17 protein-coding genes are annotated in these 16613 nt (G+C 66.9%); 14 read left to right on the top strand and 3 right to left on the bottom strand.

All coding sequences use genetic code 11. The features are described from left to right. Window positions 1-44 precede the first annotated feature (44 nt). The 12 genes from BLS74_RS04345 to dnaJ all read left to right on the top strand — a co-directional run bounded on the left by BLS74_RS04345 (window position 45) and on the right by dnaJ (window position 12092). Window positions 45-491 (top strand): TRAP transporter small permease, encoded by a 447-nt coding sequence (locus BLS74_RS04345; RefSeq protein ID WP_093103284.1) that lies wholly within the window; start codon window positions 45-47, stop codon window positions 489-491. Continuing rightward, complete coding sequence (locus tag BLS74_RS04340; RefSeq protein ID WP_093103212.1) at window positions 482-1780, top strand: TRAP transporter large permease; 1299 nt, start codon at window positions 482-484, stop codon at window positions 1778-1780. Before BLS74_RS04345 ends, BLS74_RS04340 begins: the two co-directional genes overlap by 10 nt. Next, the gene (gene garD / locus BLS74_RS04335; protein WP_093103211.1) at window positions 1777-3351 is read left to right on the top strand and encodes a galactarate dehydratase; all 1575 of its coding nucleotides are present in this window, start codon (window positions 1777-1779) and stop codon (window positions 3349-3351) included. Before BLS74_RS04340 ends, garD begins: the two co-directional genes overlap by 4 nt. Before the next feature lie 13 nt (window positions 3352-3364). After that, a complete protein-coding gene (locus BLS74_RS04330; protein WP_093103209.1) occupies window positions 3365-4129 on the top strand; it encodes an SDR family NAD(P)-dependent oxidoreductase in 765 nt (254 codons plus the stop codon). Window positions 4130-4157: 28 nt separating this feature from the next. Continuing rightward, complete coding sequence (locus BLS74_RS04325; RefSeq protein WP_093103208.1) at window positions 4158-5255, top strand: lactonase family protein; 1098 nt, start codon at window positions 4158-4160, stop codon at window positions 5253-5255. 45 nt (window positions 5256-5300) lie between these two features. Next, entirely contained in the window at window positions 5301-6293 is a 993-nt protein-coding gene (locus tag BLS74_RS04320) for a Bug family tripartite tricarboxylate transporter substrate binding protein (protein WP_093103206.1), read from the top strand. Window positions 6294-6360: 67 nt separating this feature from the next. Further along, a complete protein-coding gene (gene asd / locus BLS74_RS04315; protein WP_093103205.1) occupies window positions 6361-7212 on the top strand; it encodes an archaetidylserine decarboxylase in 852 nt (283 codons plus the stop codon). A gap of 174 nt (window positions 7213-7386) precedes the next feature. Continuing rightward, a complete protein-coding gene (locus tag BLS74_RS04310) occupies window positions 7387-7746 on the top strand; it encodes a winged helix-turn-helix transcriptional regulator (protein ID WP_093103203.1) in 360 nt (119 codons plus the stop codon). Window positions 7747-7786: 40 nt separating this feature from the next. Beyond that, the gene (locus BLS74_RS04305) at window positions 7787-8137 is read left to right on the top strand and encodes an FKBP-type peptidyl-prolyl cis-trans isomerase (RefSeq protein WP_093103202.1); all 351 of its coding nucleotides are present in this window, start codon (window positions 7787-7789) and stop codon (window positions 8135-8137) included. A 130-nt stretch (window positions 8138-8267) separates the two neighbouring features. Beyond that, window positions 8268-8837: a nucleotide exchange factor GrpE gene (grpE, locus tag BLS74_RS04300; RefSeq protein ID WP_093103200.1), complete on the top strand. Its 570-nt coding sequence runs from the start codon at window positions 8268-8270 to the stop codon at window positions 8835-8837. Window positions 8838-8941: 104 nt separating this feature from the next. Continuing rightward, window positions 8942-10876 (top strand): molecular chaperone DnaK, encoded by a 1935-nt coding sequence (gene dnaK / locus BLS74_RS04295; protein WP_093103199.1) that lies wholly within the window; start codon window positions 8942-8944, stop codon window positions 10874-10876. Window positions 10877-10958: 82 nt separating this feature from the next. Next, window positions 10959-12092 carry a molecular chaperone DnaJ gene (gene dnaJ / locus BLS74_RS04290; protein WP_093103197.1) on the top strand — a complete coding sequence of 378 codons (1134 nt, stop codon included), beginning with the start codon at window positions 10959-10961 and terminating at the stop codon, window positions 12090-12092. A gap of 10 nt (window positions 12093-12102) precedes the next feature. On the opposite strand, the gene BLS74_RS04285 is transcribed toward dnaJ, so the two are convergent. From BLS74_RS04285 to BLS74_RS04275, 3 genes are all read right to left on the bottom strand, one after another. Next, window positions 12103-12792, bottom strand: a complete 690-nt coding sequence (locus BLS74_RS04285) for a molybdate ABC transporter substrate-binding protein (protein ID WP_093103195.1) — start codon at window positions 12790-12792, stop codon at window positions 12103-12105. Continuing rightward, window positions 12789-13787 carry a tripartite tricarboxylate transporter substrate binding protein gene (locus BLS74_RS04280; protein ID WP_244503744.1) on the bottom strand — a complete coding sequence of 333 codons (999 nt, stop codon included), beginning with the start codon at window positions 13785-13787 and terminating at the stop codon, window positions 12789-12791. Before BLS74_RS04280 ends, BLS74_RS04285 begins: the two co-directional genes overlap by 4 nt. Before the next feature lie 108 nt (window positions 13788-13895). Further along, window positions 13896-14567 carry a FadR/GntR family transcriptional regulator gene (locus tag BLS74_RS04275; RefSeq protein WP_093103194.1) on the bottom strand — a complete coding sequence of 224 codons (672 nt, stop codon included), beginning with the start codon at window positions 14565-14567 and terminating at the stop codon, window positions 13896-13898. A gap of 121 nt (window positions 14568-14688) precedes the next feature. Between BLS74_RS04275 and BLS74_RS04270 the strand changes: the two genes are divergently transcribed. Both BLS74_RS04270 and BLS74_RS04265 read left to right on the top strand, forming a co-directional pair. After that, window positions 14689-15558 carry a fumarylacetoacetate hydrolase family protein gene (locus BLS74_RS04270; RefSeq protein ID WP_093103192.1) on the top strand — a complete coding sequence of 290 codons (870 nt, stop codon included), beginning with the start codon at window positions 14689-14691 and terminating at the stop codon, window positions 15556-15558. A 38-nt stretch (window positions 15559-15596) separates the two neighbouring features. Next, on the top strand, window positions 15597-16583 hold the full coding sequence (locus tag BLS74_RS04265; protein ID WP_093103191.1) for a tripartite tricarboxylate transporter substrate binding protein: 987 nt from the start codon (window positions 15597-15599) through the stop codon (window positions 16581-16583). The last annotated feature ends 30 nt before the right edge of the window (window positions 16584-16613 follow it).

The raw sequence follows: 16613 nt of genomic DNA, 5'->3' as shown, positions 1-16613 counted from the left end.
ATGCGTACTCGCGCGTGTGCGCGCTGCTGTCCAAGGCCAGCCTGATGCTGGCGGTGGTGCTGCTGATCGCCATCATCGTGTGCGTGCAGTACCAGGTGGTCGGGCGCTACCTCTTCAACGACACGCCGGTCTGGGCCGAGGGCCTCGCGCTGCAGCTGGTGCTGTACGTCACCGCGCTGGGCGTGGCGGTCGGCGTGCGCGATGCCGGCCACATCGGCCTGGATTCGCTGGTCGCCCTGTTGCCGGAGTCGCTGCGCCTCAAGATCGAGATCCTGATCCACGCGCTGGTGGCGCTGTTCGGCGCCATCATGGTTTCCAGCGGCTGGCTCTGGACCCGGCTCAAGTGGAGCGACATCAAGCCCATGCTGGGCATTCCGGTGGGCATGGACTACCTGGCGCTCGTGATCGCGGGCATGTTGATCGTTCTGTTTTCGGTTGAACACATCGTGGCACTGCTGCGTGACGAGGAAGTGGTGCCGGCGTGGAATTGACTGTTCTCTCTCTTAGTTTTCTCGCGCTGCTGGTCCTCGGCGTGCCGGTCGCGTTCTCGATCGGCCTCGCCTCGGTCGCCACCGTGCTCTACGCCGGTCTGCCGGTGGCGGTGGTGTTCCAGAAGATGGTCGGCGGGATGCAGATCTTCTCGTTCCTGGCCATCCCCTTCTTCGTGTTCGCCGGCGAGCTGATGCTCTACGGCGGCATCGCGCAACGCATCGTGCGCTTTGCCAACAGCCTGATCGGCCATGTGCGCGGCGGGCTCGGCATGAGCAACGTGATCGGCTGCACGCTGTTCGGCGGCGTGGCGGGCTCGCCGGTGGCCGACGTGTCGGCCATGGGCTCGGTGATGATCCCGCTGATGAAGCGCGAGGGCTACGACGCGGACTACGCGGTCAACGTCACCACGCACGCGGCGCTGGTCGGCGCGCTGATGCCGACCTCGCACAACCTCATCATCTTCACACTGGCCACCACCGGCATCGCCTCGGTCAGCGTGCTGAGCCTGATCCTGGCGGGGATGATTCCGGCGCTGATCCTGACGCTGTGCAATCTGGGGGCGGCGTATTACGTGGCGGTCAAGCGCGGCTACCCGATCCGCGGCGCTTTCCCCGGCTGGGGCGAGGTGCTGGCGGCCTTCATCGGCGCGCTGCCCGGGCTCCTGATCGTCGCGATCATCCTCGTCGGCATCCTGTCGGGGGTGTTCACCGCCACCGAGTCGGCAGCCACCGCCGTGCTGTGGGCGCTGGGCGTCACGGTGCTGGTGTACCGGTCGCTCAGTTGGCAGGATTTTCTGAAGGCCTGCGCCAAGGCCTGCAAGACCACCGGCGTGGTGCTGCTGCTGATCGGCATCTCCTCGGCCTTCGGCTACTTCATGGCGCTGTACGAGGTGCCGCAGAAAACCGGCGAACTGATGACCTCGGTCTCGAGCAGCCCGTGGGTCATCTTCCTGATGATCAACGTGCTGCTGTTCGTGCTGGGCACCTTCCTCGACATGGCCGCCACGATCCTGATCTGCACGCCGATCTTCCTGCCGATCGCGATGCAGTTCGGCATGAGCCCGGTGCAGTTCGGCATCGTCATGCTGATCAACTGCGCGCTCGGCCTGAACACGCCGCCGGTCGGCACCACGCAGTTCATCGGCTGCGCCATCGGAGGGGTGTCGGTCGGGCAGGTGATGCGATCGATCTGGCCCTTCTACGGGGCGCTGCTGGTGTGCCTGATGCTCGTGACCTACGTGCCGGCCTTCTCCCTGTGGCTGCCCGAGCTCTTCTCCGCACCCAAATGAGCGAACCTCTCTACATCACCATGCACGAGCGCGACAACGTCGCGATCGTGGCCAACGACGGCGGGCTGCCTGCCGGCACCGTGTTCCCCTCGGGCCTGGCGCTGGTCGAGAAGGTGCCGCAGGCGCACAAGGTGGCGCTGGTCGACATTCCCGAAGGCGGCGAGGTGCGGCGCTACGACGTCGTGATCGGCTATGCGCTGAAGCCCATCGCCGCCGGCAGCTGGGTGCACGAGCGGCTCTTGAAGATGCCCGCCGCACGGGAGCTCGAAGGCCTGCCGATCGCCACCGTCAAGCCGCCGCCGCAGGCGCCGCTCGAGGGCTACACCTTCGAGGGCTACCGCAATCCCGACGGCTCGGTCGGATCCCGAAACATCCTGGCCATCACCCAGACCGTGCAGTGCGTGGCCGGCGTGACCGAGTTCGCCGTGCAGCGCATCAAGGCCGAGCTGCTGCCGAAGTTTCCGAACGTCGACGACGTGGTGGCGCTGGAGCACGGCTATGGCTGCGGCGTTGCGATCGATGCGCCCGACGCGATCATTCCGATCCGCACGCTGCGCAACATCAGCCTCAACCCCAACTTCGGCGGCGAGGTGATGGTGGTGAGCCTGGGCTGCGAGAAGCTGCAGCCCGAGCGCCTGATGCCGCCCGGCACGATTCCCTTGATCGACGAACGCAACGTGGCCGACGTCGGCGCCAGCGCGGAGACCGGGCTGGACGTGGTGTGCCTGCAGGACGAGGCGCACATCGGCTTCATGTCGATGGTCGATTCGATCCTGCGCCAGGCCGAGGAGCATCTCGAGCGCCTCAACGCCCGCCGGCGCGAAACCGTGCCCGCCAGCGAGCTGGTGGTCGGCGTGCAGTGCGGCGGCAGCGATGCCTTCTCGGGCGTCACCGCCAACCCGGCGGTCGGCTTCTGCACCGACCTGCTGGTGCGCGCCGGCGCGACCGTGATGTTCTCGGAGGTGACCGAGGTGCGCGACGGCATCGACCAGCTCACCTCCCGCGCGACCACGCCCGAGGTGGCCGAGGCGATGATCCGCGAGATGGCCTGGTACGACGCCTACCTCGACAAGGGCCGCGTCGACCGCAGCGCCAACACCACGCCCGGCAACAAGAAGGGCGGGCTCTCCAACATCGTCGAGAAGGCGATGGGCTCGATCGTGAAGTCGGGCAGCTCGCCGATCTCGGGCGTCGTCGCGCCGGGCGAGAAGGCGCGGCAGAAGGGCCTGCTCTATGCCGCCACGCCGGCCAGCGACTTCATTTGCGGCACGCTGCAGCTCGCGGCCGGCATCAACCTGCACGTGTTCACCACCGGCCGCGGCACGCCCTACGGGCTGGCCGAGGTGCCGGTGATCAAGGTCGCCACGCGCAGCGATCTCGCGCGCCGCTGGCACGACCTGATGGACGTCAACGCCGGCCGCATTGCCGACGGCGAAGCCACGATCGAAGACGTGGGCTGGGAGCTGTTCCGGCTGATGCTCGACGTGGCCAGTGGCCGCAAGAAGACCTGGGCCGAGCACTGGAAGCTGCACAACGCGCTGGTGCTGTTCAACCCGGCGCCCGTCACCTGAAAAGGAGAATCGCATGGAAGATCTGAAAGGCAAGACCGCCCTCGTCACGGGCGCCAGCACCGGCATCGGTGCCGCCGTCGCACGGGCCTACGCGGCGCGCGGCATGCGCGTGGCCGTCCACTACAACCGCTCGGCCGGCCCCGCGAAGGAGGTGGTGGACGCGATCACCGCCGCCGGCGGCGAAGCCTTCGCGTTGCAGGGCGACGTACGCGACACCGAAGCGATCCGGCGCGTGGTGCGCGAAACCGTCGCACGACTTGGCGGCATCGACGTCCTTGTCAACAACGCCGGCAGCCTGGTCAAGCGCGTGCCGATCGCCGACTTCGACGACGCGCTCTTCGACGAGGTGCTGCACATCAACGCGCGCTCGGTGCTCGCCTTCTGCCGCGAAGTGGTGCCGCTGATGCGCGCGCAGGGCCGCGGCGGCAGCATCATCAATGTCTCGTCGGTCGCGGCGCGCCACGGCGGCGGGCCCGGCGCCTACCTGTATGCCGGCGCCAAGGGCTTCGTCAGCACGGCGACCCGCGGCCTGGCCAAGGAGCTTGCACTCGACCGCATCCGCGTCAACGCGGTGGCGCCGGGCGTGATCCAGACGCCCTTCCACGACCAGTTCTCGACGCCCCAGATGCTCGAGTCCTTCAAGGCCACGATCCCGATGGCCCGCATCGGCGAGCCCGACGACTGCGTGGGCGCCTTTCTCTACCTCGCCTCGGAGCAGCTTTCGAGCTACGTGACGGGCCAGATTCTCGAAGTCAACGGCGGCCAGTACATGCCTTGAACCGGCTGAACCCCTAAGGAAGAAAAATATGCATCCAGCCATCACTTCTCGCGCGCTGCGCCGCCTCGCGCTGCTGCTCGTGCCCGGACTCGCCGCGATCGGCGGCAACGTTTCGGCCGCCACCTGGGTCTACGTGTCCAATGCGGACAGCCAGGAGATCTCCGTTCTCGAGCTCGACCGCGGCCAGGGCACGCTGAAGCCTGTGGAGTCGGTGAACGTCGGCGGCATGGTGATGCCAATGGCCGTGAGCCCCGACAAGCGCTTCCTGTACGCCGCACTTCGCTCGCAGCCCTTTCGCGTCGCGAGTTTCGCGATCGATGGCACCAGCGGCAAGCTGAAGAAGCTGGGCGAGGCGCCGCTGGCCGACAGCATGGCCAACATCGACACCGACGCCACGGGGCGCTGGCTGTTCGCGGCTTCCTACCCGGGGCACAAGATCACGGTCAACAGCATCGACAAGGCGGGCAACGTCGGCCCGATCCAGCAGTTGCTTCCCACGGCACCCAACGCACACGCGATTCACGCCGATGCCGGCAATCGCTTCGTGCTGGCGACCAGCCTGGGCGGCGACAACGTCTCGAGCTGGCGCTTCGACGCCCAGACCGGGGTCTTGTCGCCCAACGACCCGCCGCTGACGACCGGCGCGGCGAAGTCGGGACCGCGCCACTTCGTCTGGGACAAGGCGCAGCGCAACGTGTACCTGCTGAACGAGCTCGACGCCGGCCTGCATGTGTATGCCTGGGACGCCGCCCGCGGCACGCTGCAACTCCAGCAGAGCGCCACCGTGCTGCCCGCGGGCTTCACCGGCAAGCCCTGGGCCGCCGATCTTCATCTCACGCCCGACGGCCGCTATCTCTACGCATCGGAGCGCACGTCCAGCACGCTGTCGGGCTTCAAGGTCGACGCCTCGACCGGCCGGCTGCAAGCGCTGGGCCAGACACCGACCGAGAAGACGCCGCGCGGCTTCGCCATCGATCCGAGCAGCCGTTTCCTGATCGCCGTCGGCCAGGAGTCCCACAGCGCCTCGGTGCACCCGATCGACGCTGCGAGCGGTGCCCTCGGCACGCCCCAGCGACTGCCGCTGGGCAAGAACCCGAACTGGGTCGAGATCGTCGAGCTGCCGTGAGCTCGCGCTGAGTTTTTTGTACCTGAACGCCAAGGAGACACTGTCATGCAACGCCGCACCCTCATCCAGACCGCCATCGCCTCGCTCGCCGCGGGCCTGCCCGCCCTGCCCGCTTTCGCTCAAGGCCAATGGCCGACCGGCAAGGCCATCACCTACCTCGTGCCCTTCCCGGCCGGCGGCACCACCGACGTGCTCGGCCGCCTGATCGGCCAGAAGCTCGGGCCCGCGCTGGGCACCAGCATCGTGATCGACAACAAGGGCGGTGCCGGCGGCAGCGTGGGTTCGGAGATCGCGTCGCGCGCCGCGCCCGACGGCTACACGATGCTGGGCGGCACCATCAGCTCGCACGCGATCAACGTGAGCCTCTACCCCAAGATCGGCTACGACCCGCAGAAGTCCTTTGCGCCGGTCACGCTGATCGGCACCAACCCGGTGGTGCTGGTGGTCAACCAGGCGAGCCCCTACAAGACGCTGAAGGATGTGCTGGAGGCCAGCAAGACCAAGTCGGGCGGGCTCTCGTCCGCTTCGGCCGGCACCGGCACCTCGCAGCATCTGACGCTGGAGCTGCTGTCGTACAGGTCGGGCGTCAAGTTCACGCACGTGCCCTACAAGGGCAGCGGCCCTGCGATCCAGGACGTGATCGGCGGCCAGGTCGACATGATGTTCGACACCACCGTGGTGGCCGGCCCGCACATCCAGAGCGGCAAGCTGCGCGCGATCGCGGTCAGCTCGGCCAAGCGGCTGGCCTCGATGCCGGACGTGCCGACGGTGGCGGAGTCGGGCCTGCCGGGTCTGAAGGACTTCGAGGTGCTCTCCTGGCAGGCCATCTTCGTGCCGGCCGGGACTCCGGCGCCGGTGGTCGATCGCCTGCACACCGAGATCCGCAAGATCCTCGCCCAGCCCGAGATGCAGGACAAGCTCAAGGGCTTCGGCATGGAACCGGCCGACATGACGACCGCGCAGATCGCCGCCTTCCAGAAGGCCGAGGTCGAAAAATGGGCGCAAGTGATCAAGGCGGCGGCGATCAAGGCGGAGTAGCCGCCGTCCCACTGGCGACAGGCGGGGCGCTCGATAGAATCGCCTTCCCCTTTTTGGAAGCGCCTTCTTGTCCGACCGCCTCTTCGTCCTGCCGCAGTACCTCTTTCCCAAACAGGCGCTGACTTCGTTTGCCGGCTGGGTCGCGGGCAAGGAGCGCGGTGCGGTCACGACCTGGATCATCCGCCGCTTCGTCGCCAAGTACGGCGTCGACATGGGCGAGGCGCTGGACAGCGACATCGCGAGCTACCCGAGCTTCAACGAGTTCTTCACCCGGGCCCTGAAGCCCGGCGCGCGCCCGATCGCGCAAGCCGACCTGGTGTCGCCGGTCGACGGCGCGATCAGCCAGTTCGGCCCCATCGAGGGCGACCAGATCTTCCAGGCCAAGGGCCACAGCTACACCATCACCGCGCTGGTCGGCGGCGATGCGGCGCTGGCGGCGCAGTTCGAGCACGGCAGTTTCGCCACGCTCTATCTGAGCCCGAAGGACTACCACCGCATCCACATGCCCTGCGACGGGCGCCTGCTGCGCATGGTCTATGTGCCGGGCGAGCTGTTCTCGGTCAACCCGGCCACGGCGCGCGGCGTGCCCGGCCTCTTCGCGCGCAACGAGCGCGTGGTGTGCATCTTCGAGTCGGCGCGCGGCCCCTTCGTGCTGGTGCTGGTCGGCGCCACCATCGTCGGCAGCATGGCGACCGTGTGGCATGGCGTGGTCAACCCGCCGCGCGGCGGCGAGGTGCGCGAATGGGACTACGCTGACCGCCAGATCGTGCTCAAGAAGGGCGAAGAGATGGGCCGCTTCCTGCTCGGATCCACGGTCGTGATGCTGTTCCCGCCGCCGCCGCTCGTCTTCAACCCGGCATGGGCGCCGGCAGGCGCGATCCGGCTCGGCGAATTCATGGCCAACCATTCGACCTCCTGAAGGCGCTGCCGCTGCAACCCGCAGCCGGCTTCATTGCATAGCTATAAAACTTGTAGCAAGCTGCCTTCTGGGATATAGTCGCCGGCCCGATCCGAGTGGTCCAGCACCCAACATAAAAAACGCGCGGCGCCACAGCGCCGTGCAGCAGCCGCCGCCCCGAGGAGATGTTGTTCGATGAGTAGCAAGGAAAACGCGGCCGTCAACCAATTGCTTGCGCTGCTGGAAGCCCGCTATGCACTGCGCGTGCTCTGGGCACTGCGTGACGGCCATGCCCAGACCTTCCGCCTGCTGCAGGACAGCGTCGGCAACATCACGCCCAACACCCTCAACACCCGCATCAAGGAGCTGCGCGAAGCCGGCATCGTGAACCACGGCAGCGAGGGCTACAGCCTCACGTTGAGCGGGCAGGACTTGCTCAAGCGCCTGTCCGACCTCCAGGCCTTTGCCGTGAAGTGGCAGGTGAACCAGGTCAAGAAGGCGGCGCCTGCCGTGCCTGCTGCACCCGCACTCGGGCCGAATCCGGCGCCTCGTTAAACTGCGGGCCTTTTTCCTTCATCCCCCAAAGGAGCATCTCATGCCCATCACTCCCTCCGGCCTGCAGTACGAAGACACCACCGTCGGCGACGGCGCCGAAGCCAAGGCCGGCCAGCACGTGCATGTGCACTACACCGGCTGGCTCTACAACGACGGCGTGCAGGGCGCCAAGTTCGATTCCAGCCGCGACCGCAACGACCCTTTCGCCTTCTCGCTGGGCGCCGGCCAGGTCATCAAGGGCTGGGACGAAGGCGTCGCCGGCATGAAGATCGGCGGCCAGCGCACCCTGATCATCCCGCCCGCCCTCGGCTACGGCGCACGCGGCGCCGGCGGCGTGATTCCCCCGAATGCAACCTTGAAGTTCGACGTCGAGCTGCTCGACGCCCACTGAACGGGCGGCACCGCCGCCCCGAGCGAAATGCGCCTGGATGGGCGCATTTTTTTGCCTTGAAAACCCCGCACCCAGCCCCATCTGGCCCGCTATTGTTTTGTTTTCCGGCGTGGACGCCGGCTTTTTGAGCATGTCAGACCCGCAAAACCCCCAATCGAATCCAGAGAACTTCCTGCAGGGCGAGCCCAGCCCCGAAGAGCTGGAAGCCGCGCAAGCCGCCAACGAGGCCGACGCGCTGGCAGCCGCCACGGCCGAGATCGCCGAGCTTCGGGCCAAGAACGCCGAACTGGCCGACCAGTACCTGCGCGCGCAGGCCGACGTGCAGAACGCGCGCCGCCGCGCCGACGAGGAGGTGAGCAAGGGCCGCAAGTTCGCCATCGAGTCCTTCGCCGAAAGCCTGCTGCCGGTGCTGGACAGCCTCGAAGCCGGCCTGAACCACAAGGACGCCACGCCCGAGCAGGTCCGCGAAGGCGCCGAAGCCACGCTGCGCCAGCTCAAGAGCGCGCTGGAACGCAACAAGGTGATCGAGATCGCGCCGGCCCAGGCCAGCAAGTTCGATCCGCACCAGCATCAGGCGATCTCGGTCGTGCCGGTCGAGGGGCAGGAGCCCAACACCATCGTGGGCGTTCTGCAGAAGGGCTACACCATCGCCGACCGCGTGCTGCGACCTGCGCTGGTGACCGTCAGCGCCCCTAACTGAATCACACGAAACCCACAGGAAATCCCCGCTCCGTCCCTTGAATCGAGCCGGGTTATCCACAAGTTCACAACAACATATTTTTCGCGTTCAGGAGCAACAACATCATGGCCAAAATCATCGGCATCGACCTCGGCACCACCAACTCGTGCGTGTCGATCATGGAAGGCAACACGACCCGTGTGATCGAGAACTCGGAAGGCGCGCGCACCACGCCGTCGATCGTTGCGTACCAGGAAGACGGCGAAGTGCTGGTCGGCGCCTCGGCCAAGCGCCAGGCCGTCACCAACCCCAAGAACACGATCTACGCCGTCAAGCGCCTGATCGGCCGCAAGTTCGAGGAAAAGGAAGTGCAGAAGGACATCGACCTGATGCCCTACACGATCACCAAGGCCGACAACGGCGATGCCTGGGTCGAAGTGCGCGGCAAGAAGCTCGCTCCCCAGCAGATCAGCGCGGAAATCCTGCGCAAGATGAAGAAGACCGCCGAAGACTACCTCGGCGAGCCCGTCACCGAGGCCGTGATCACCGTCCCCGCCTACTTCAACGACAGCCAGCGCCAGGCCACCAAGGATGCCGGCCGCATCGCCGGGCTGGACGTGAAGCGCATCATCAACGAGCCGACCGCGGCGGCCCTCGCCTTCGGCCTCGACAAGCAGGACAAGGCCGACCGCAAGATCGCCGTGTACGACCTGGGCGGCGGCACCTTCGACATCTCGATCATCGAGATCGCCGATGTCGACGGCGAGAAGCAGTTCGAAGTGCTGTCGACCAACGGCGACACCTTCCTCGGCGGCGAGGACTTCGACCAGCGCGTGATCGACTACATCATCGGCGAGTTCAAGAAGGACCAGGGCGTCGACCTCAGCAAGGACGTGCTCGCGCTGCAGCGCCTGAAGGAAGCGGCCGAGAAGGCCAAGATCGAACTCTCGAACAGCGCGCAGACTGACATCAACCTGCCCTACATCACGGCCGATGCCTCGGGCCCGAAGCATCTGAACATCAAGCTCACGCGCGCCAAGTTCGAATCGCTGGTCGAAGAGCTGATCGAGCGCACCATCGCGCCCTGCCGCACCGCCATCAAGGATGCCGGCGTCAGCGTGAACGACATCAGCGACGTGATCCTGGTCGGCGGCATGACCCGCATGCCCAAGGTGCAGGAGAAGGTGAAGGAATTCTTCGGCAAGGAGCCGCGCAAGGACGTGAACCCCGACGAGGCCGTGGCCGTCGGCGCCGCGATCCAGGGCCAGGTGCTCTCGGGCGACCGCAAGGACGTGCTCTTGCTCGACGTGACCCCGCTGTCGCTCGGCATCGAGACCATGGGCGGCGTGATGACCAAGATGATCACGAAGAACACCACGATCCCGACCAAGTTCGCGCAGACCTTCTCGACCGCGGAAGACAACCAGCCGGCCGTGACGATCAAGGTGTTCCAGGGCGAACGCGAGATCGCCTCGGGCAACAAGCTGCTCGGCGAATTCAACCTCGAAGGCATTCCGCCGGCCGCGCGCGGCACGCCGCAGATCGAGGTGAGCTTCGACATCGATGCCAACGGCATCCTGCACGTCGGCGCCAAGGACAAGGGCACCGGCAAGGAAAACAAGATCACCATCAAGGCGAACTCGGGCCTCTCCGAGGACGAGATCCAGAAGATGGTGAAGGACGCCGAGCTCAACGCGGCCGAGGACAAGAAGAAGGTCGAGCTCGCCCAGGCCCGCAACCAGGGCGAAGCGATGGCGCACAGCGTGAAGAAGTCGCTCGGCGAACACGGCGCGAGCCTGGATGCCGGCGAGAAGGAAAAGATCGAGACCGCCATCAAGGAGCTGGAAGAAGTCCTGAAGGGCGACGACAAGGCAGCGATCGAGGAAAAGACCAACACGCTGATGACGGCCAGCCAGAAGCTCGGCGAGAAAATGTACGCCGACGCCCAGGCGGCCGCCGGGGCCGCGGGCGGCGCGGCGGGCGCTGGCCCGGAAGCTGCAAGCGCTCCGGCCGACGACAACGTGGTCGACGCCGAGGTCAAGGAAGTCAAGAAGGGTTGATTTTTCGACCCTGATGCAAGGCTGGATCTCCTGACAAGGCGGTCCGGCCTTTTTCCGTTTTCGCCCCCCAAGCCCACCGACCATGGCCACCAAACGCGACTACTACGAAACCCTCGGCGTCCCGAAGAACGCCAGCGAGGAAGAAATCAAGAAGGCTTATCGCAAGCTCGCGATGAAGCACCATCCCGACCGCAACCATGGCGACACCGGCAAGGAAGCCGAGGCCAAGTTCAAGGAGGTCAAGGAAGCCTACGAGATGCTGTCGGACGCGCAGAAGCGCGCCGCCTACGACCAGTACGGCCATGCGGGCGTCGACCCCAACATGCGCGGCGGGCCGGGCGCGGAAGGCTTTGGCGGCTTCGCGGAAGCCTTCGGCGACATCTTCGGCGACGTGTTCGGCGGCCGCGGCGGCCGCCAGGGCGGGCGCCAGGTGTTCCGCGGCAGCGACCTGAGCTACGCGATGGAAGTCACGCTCGAGGAAGCGGCCGAAGGCAAGGAAGCGCAGATCCGCATCCCGAGCTGGGACGACTGCGGCACCTGCAAGGGCACGGGCGCCAAGCCCGGCACCAAGCCCATCACCTGCACCACCTGCCACGGCCAGGGCGCGGTGCAGATGCGCCAGGGTTTCTTCAGCGTGCAGCAGACCTGCCCGACCTGCCACGGCACCGGCAAGATCATTCCCGAGCCCTGCACCACCTGCCATGGCCAGGGAAAGATCAAGAACAACAAGACGCTCGAGGTCAAGATCCCGGCCGGTATCGACGACGGCATGCGCATCCGCAGCACCGGCAACGGCGAGCCCGGCACCAACGGCGGGCCGCCCGGCGACCTCTATATTGAGATCCGGCTCAAGAAGCACGAACTGTTCGAGCGCGACGGCGACGACCTGCACTGCGTCGTGCCGGTCAGCATCACCACCGCCGCGCTCGGCGGCGAGATCAACGTGCCCACGCTCAAGGGCGCGGCCGCCATCGACATCCCCGACGGCACGCAGAGCGGCAAGCAGTTCCGCCTGCGCGGCAAGGGTGTCAAGGGCGTGCGCTCCAGCTACCCGGGCGACCTCTACTGCCACATCCGCGTGGAGACACCGGTCAAGCTCACCGAGCACCAGCGCAAGTTGCTGAAAGAACTCGACGAATCGCTCAAGAAGGGCGGCGACAAGCACAGCCCAACCGACAAGGGCTGGTTCGACAAGGCCAAGGAGTTCTTCAGCTGACGGCTCGAGCCTAAGGTTCGAAGCCGCCCTGCTCCCGCAGCGCGCGCGAGCGGGGCCCCGCGATCCATTCGATGAAGCGCCGGGCCGACTCGGGCTCAACGGCGTTGACGCTCGCCGCCGCGGTGTAGACGGTCGCGAGTTCGAAGGCTTCGGGCAAGGCGCCCACCAGCGCGATCCCGGGCGTGTAGTTGATCTCCGTGATCTGCGTGCAGCCGATGGCGCCCGGCTCCGGCGCCGCAGCCAGTGCGCGCATCGCCGTCGCGCCGTTCGGGAAGGTGCGAAGGCGCGGTGACACGATGTCCGCGATCCCCAGCCTGGCCAGCACCGAGGCGAAATGGACGCCCGCGGTCGAGCGCTCGGCGTCGGGGAAATAGATGGCGGTGGCCGCGAGCAGGCTGGCCTTCAGCGCCTCGGGCGTCGCGATGGCGGGCAGCGGCTCGCCGCTTCGCGCGGCGACGCCGGTGCGCACGCGCCCCAGCGCCGCTTCGCTGCCCGGCACCAGCCGGCCATCGGCCTGCAGTGCCACGACCATCGACGCGGTGACGAGCAGCACGTCGCAGGGCTCGCCCGCCAGCAGCGCCTCCTTCATCGCACCGACGGCGCCGAAACGGCCTTCCACCTTTTCGCCCGTGGCCTCGAAAAACGCATCCTGCAAGGCCTTGACCAGGCCCTGCGCGGCGCCCGCGCAAAGAAGGTTCATTGGTCGGCCTTGGCGCCGGAGATCTTCACGATGCGGGCCCATTTCTCGATATCTTCGTTCATGTAGCGGGTGAACTCCGCCGGGTTCATGGCCATCGGCGTCGCACCCTGCGCCTTCCACGCGCGCACGACCTCGGGGTTGGACACGATCTTCACGAGCTCGGCATTCAGCCGATCGACGACGGCTGCAGGCGTGCCCCGGGGTGCCATCAGGCCGAGCCAGATGGTCGCCTCGTACCGCGGTACGCCGGCCTCGGCGACGGTCGGTACTTCGGGCGTCACGGCGGAGCGCGTCAACCCCGTGGTGGCGATCGCCTTCACCTTGCCGGCGCGCGCATGCTCCACCATCGTCGGCACGGCGTCGAACATCATGTCGACCTGGCCGCCCAGCACATCGGTGCGCGCGCCGGCGCTACCGCGGTAGGGAATGTGCAGGATCGACACACCGGCCATCGCCTTGAAGAGTTCGCCGGCCATGTGATACGGCGTCCCGGGCCCCGACGACGCATAGGACAAGGCACCGGGCTTCGACTTCGCCAGCGCGATCAGCTGGGCCAGATCGTTCACCGGCAAGCCGCTGCGGGTGACGAGCACGAGGTCGGAATAGTTGAGCGCCGCAACCGGCAGGAAGTCGCGCATCAGCTGAAAGGGCTTGTTCGGGATCAGCGACTCGTTGACCGTGTGCGCGTTGGACATCAACAGCAGCGTGTAGCCGTCCGCCGGGCTCTTGGCCACGGCATCGGTGCCGATCACCGAGCCCGCACCGGGCCGGTTGTCCACCACGAAACCCTGGCCGAGCGCTTCCTGGAGCCGCGTGGCGATGAAGCGCGCGTAAACGTCGGCGGGCCCGCCGGCAGCGAAGGGAACGACGATGCGCACGGCGCGCGAGGGGTAATCCTGGGCCGCTGTCCACGGCGCGATCACGAGGAGCAGTGCCGCGGCGACGTACTTCCAGACCGTCTTCTTGAACAGCCAGCCTGTGGCAAGTCTTTTCACGGCCTTCTCCAATGATTGGTACGAATTGGTACCAAACAGTGCCAATTGAAAACCAGAATAGCGGCCGGCGGCGAGCGGGTCAATGCGAGGCCGGGTTTGTCCGGGCCCTCAGTACCCCAGCAGGTTGCGACGCACGTGCGTCAGGTGCTCCAGGCAAAGCTGCACGGCGCGCGCGCCATCGCGGTCCTTGAGCGCGGCGACCAGCTCGCGATGCTCGCGCTGGTAGTCGAGCCGACGCTCCGGCGTCGCGCTGCGGCGCTTGAGCATCCCCCACTCGCTTTGCGCGCGCACCTCGTTCATGCGCTGGAACACGGCCGAGATGAAGGCGTTGTGGGCGGCGCCGGCGATGGCCTCGTGCAACCTGCCGTCCCATAGCTCGAATTCCTCGAGGCTCGCGGCCGCCTCGCCCCTGTCGCAGCACTCTTCCATCCGGGCGAAATCGGCGGTCGTGGCATTGCCGACCACCATCGCGATGATCGCGGGCTCGAGCACCAGGCGCGCGCTCATCAGTTCGGCAGGACTGGTCGCGAGCGGCGACTCGCCATGGCTGAGCTCCGCGAGCGCCTGCGCAACCGCTTCGCTGACATAGGTCCCGCTGCCCACCGTCTGGGTGATCAAGCCCCGCCCCTTCAGGTCCGCCAGCACGCGGCGCACCGCCCCGCGGCTGAGCCCGAACTGCCCGCACAGTTCGCGCTCGGTCGGCAGGCGATGGCCGGCTCGCCAGGTGCGCGATTTCAGGTTTTCGAGAATGGCTTCCCGCAGGGTCAGGGCGCTGTACACGGTCGCGAAGCTGGGTGGATGAAATGGAGGAGTGCGCCGATCGTATCAACCGCGGCGCGCGCGACACTATTGTGCACTTGGTACTCGATTGGTAGCATTTGGTCTCCATAAGGAGATCATTTTGCGCATTGCCACCTATCAGTATCAAGGCCGGCGCCAGGTCGGCCTGGTCTCGGAAGACGGAGCGACTGTCAGTCCGCTCGAACTCAGCGACGCCCAAGTGCAACGCGGCGCACTGTCCCTGATCGAAGACCGAGCCTCCGGCGCGGCCTTGCCTCCTGCGGGTGCGCCGCTTGCCCTGAGCAAAGTAAGGCTCCAAGCCCCCCTGCCTCTGCCGCGCCGCAACATCTTCTGCGTGGGACGCAACTACCACGCGCACGCCCAGGAGCTGTCGGGCTCGGTCTTCAGGAACAACACGGCCAAGGCCGATGCCTGGCCGATCGTGTTCACCAAGGTGCCGGAATGCGTGATCGGGCCAGAGGACGAGGTCCGGCTGCCGGGCGAGTCGGTGTCGGCGCAGATCGATTACGAAGCCGAGCTGGCCGTGGTCATCGGCAAGGGCGGCCGCAACATCGCGCGCGACGAGGCGCTGTCGCACGTGTTCGGTTACACCATCGTCAACGATGTCACCGCGCGCGACGTGCAGATGCGCCACCAGCAATGGGACCTGGGCAAGTCTTTCGACACCTTCTGCCCCATGGGGCCCTGGATCGTGAGCGCCGACACGCTGGACGGCACGCGCACCCGCGTGCGCTGCTGGGTCAACGGCGAGCTCCGCCAGGATGCGCGGACCACCGACTTCATCTTCGACATTCCGTCGCTGATCGAGACTTGTTCGCGCGGCATCTCCCTGTATCCCGGCGACGTGATCGCCACCGGCACGCCGGCCGGCGTCGGCATGGGACTGTCGCCGCCGCAGTACCTGAAGGCAGGCGACACGGTACGCATCGAGATCGACGGGCTCGGCACGCTGGAAAACCGCTTCGCCTGAAAGCGGACGTACCCATTACAACAAATGGAGACAAGCTCATGCATGCATACCCACACGCGCTGCTGCGCGCCGCGTTCCTCGCGGCCGCCTGCTGCGCCACGGCCATGGCGGCGATCGCGCAGCCAGGCTGGCCCGACAAGCCGATCACGATGGTCGTGCCTTTTCCGCCGGGCGGCGTTGCGGACACGGTGGCACGGCCCGTGGCCGAGGCCTTGTCGCGCGAACTGAAACAATCCGTGATCGTCGAGAACAAGGCCGGCGCAGGCGGCGCGGTAGGGATCGGCTTCGCGGCCCGCGCACCAGCCGACGGCTACACCGTGCTGCTGAGCCTGTCCTCGATCTCCATCCTGCCGGAGGCCGACGCCATCCTCGAGCGCAAGCCTGCCTACCAGACGAGCCAGTTCAAGCCGATCGCGCGCTTCACCGCCGATCCGACGGTCCTGGTCGTGCGCGCGGACGCGCCGTGGAAGACGCTGGCGGAGTTCATCGCCGACGCGCGCACCAAGCCCGGCGCTTACAACTATGGCAGCTCGGGCAACTACGGCACGATGCACGTGCCGATGGAGATGCTGAAGAATGCGGCCGGCTTTCGCATGACCCACATCCCCTACACCGGCGCGGGGCCCGCCGTGGTCGCGCTGCTCGCGGGGCAGGTCGATGCGGTCGCGAGCGGGCCGTCGACCGTGGTCCAGCAGATCAAGGCCGGCAAGCTGCGCGCACTCGCGCACTGGGGCGAGCGCCCGTTGGCTGCGCTGCCCGAGATACCGAGCTTCGAGCAGTCGGGGTTCAAGGTGAAGTTCGCGCAGTGGTCGGGACTTTTCGTTCCCGCCGCCACGCCGGACGACATCGTGCGGCGGCTGCGCGCGGCCTCGGCCAAGGCCGCCGCGGACCCGGCGGTAGCGCAGGTCATCGAGAAGGCGGGCAGTCCCATCGCCTACCTCGACGCTCCGGAGTTCCAGTCGTACTGGAACGCCGATGCCGCCATGATGACCGAGGCCGTCCGGAAGATCGGCAAGGTCGAGTAGCGGCAGGCGGTTTTCCTCGCGGCCTTGCGA

Origin of the sequence: Variovorax sp. CF079 (genome assembly GCF_900101545.1) — a bacterium.
GTDB lineage: Bacteria > Pseudomonadota > Gammaproteobacteria > Burkholderiales > Burkholderiaceae_C > Variovorax.
Note: the sequence above shows the minus strand (reverse complement) of the source record. Positions and strands in the feature narration are given on the sequence as shown.

Bases quoted from the DNA above. Each gene is read 5' to 3' on its own strand.
- BLS74_RS04345 (WP_093103284.1), top strand. From the start codon at position 45: ATGCTGGCGGTGGTGCTGCTGATCGCCATCATCGTGTGCGTGCAGTAC.
- garD (WP_093103211.1), top strand. From the start codon at position 1,777: ATGAGCGAACCTCTCTACATCACCATGCACGAGCGCGACAACGTCGCG.
- BLS74_RS04330 (WP_093103209.1), top strand. From the start codon at position 3,365: ATGGAAGATCTGAAAGGCAAGACCGCCCTCGTCACGGGCGCCAGCACC.
- BLS74_RS04325 (WP_093103208.1), top strand. From the start codon at position 4,158: ATGCATCCAGCCATCACTTCTCGCGCGCTGCGCCGCCTCGCGCTGCTG.
- BLS74_RS04320 (WP_093103206.1), top strand. From the start codon at position 5,301: ATGCAACGCCGCACCCTCATCCAGACCGCCATCGCCTCGCTCGCCGCG.
- BLS74_RS04310 (WP_093103203.1), top strand. From the start codon at position 7,387: ATGAGTAGCAAGGAAAACGCGGCCGTCAACCAATTGCTTGCGCTGCTG.
- BLS74_RS04305 (WP_093103202.1), top strand. From the start codon at position 7,787: ATGCCCATCACTCCCTCCGGCCTGCAGTACGAAGACACCACCGTCGGC.
- grpE (WP_093103200.1), top strand. From the start codon at position 8,268: ATGTCAGACCCGCAAAACCCCCAATCGAATCCAGAGAACTTCCTGCAG.
- dnaK (WP_093103199.1), top strand. From the start codon at position 8,942: ATGGCCAAAATCATCGGCATCGACCTCGGCACCACCAACTCGTGCGTG.
- dnaJ (WP_093103197.1), top strand. From the start codon at position 10,959: ATGGCCACCAAACGCGACTACTACGAAACCCTCGGCGTCCCGAAGAAC.
- BLS74_RS04285 (WP_093103195.1), bottom strand. From the start codon at position 12,792: ATGAACCTTCTTTGCGCGGGCGCCGCGCAGGGCCTGGTCAAGGCCTTG.
- BLS74_RS04265 (WP_093103191.1), top strand. From the start codon at position 15,597: ATGCATGCATACCCACACGCGCTGCTGCGCGCCGCGTTCCTCGCGGCC.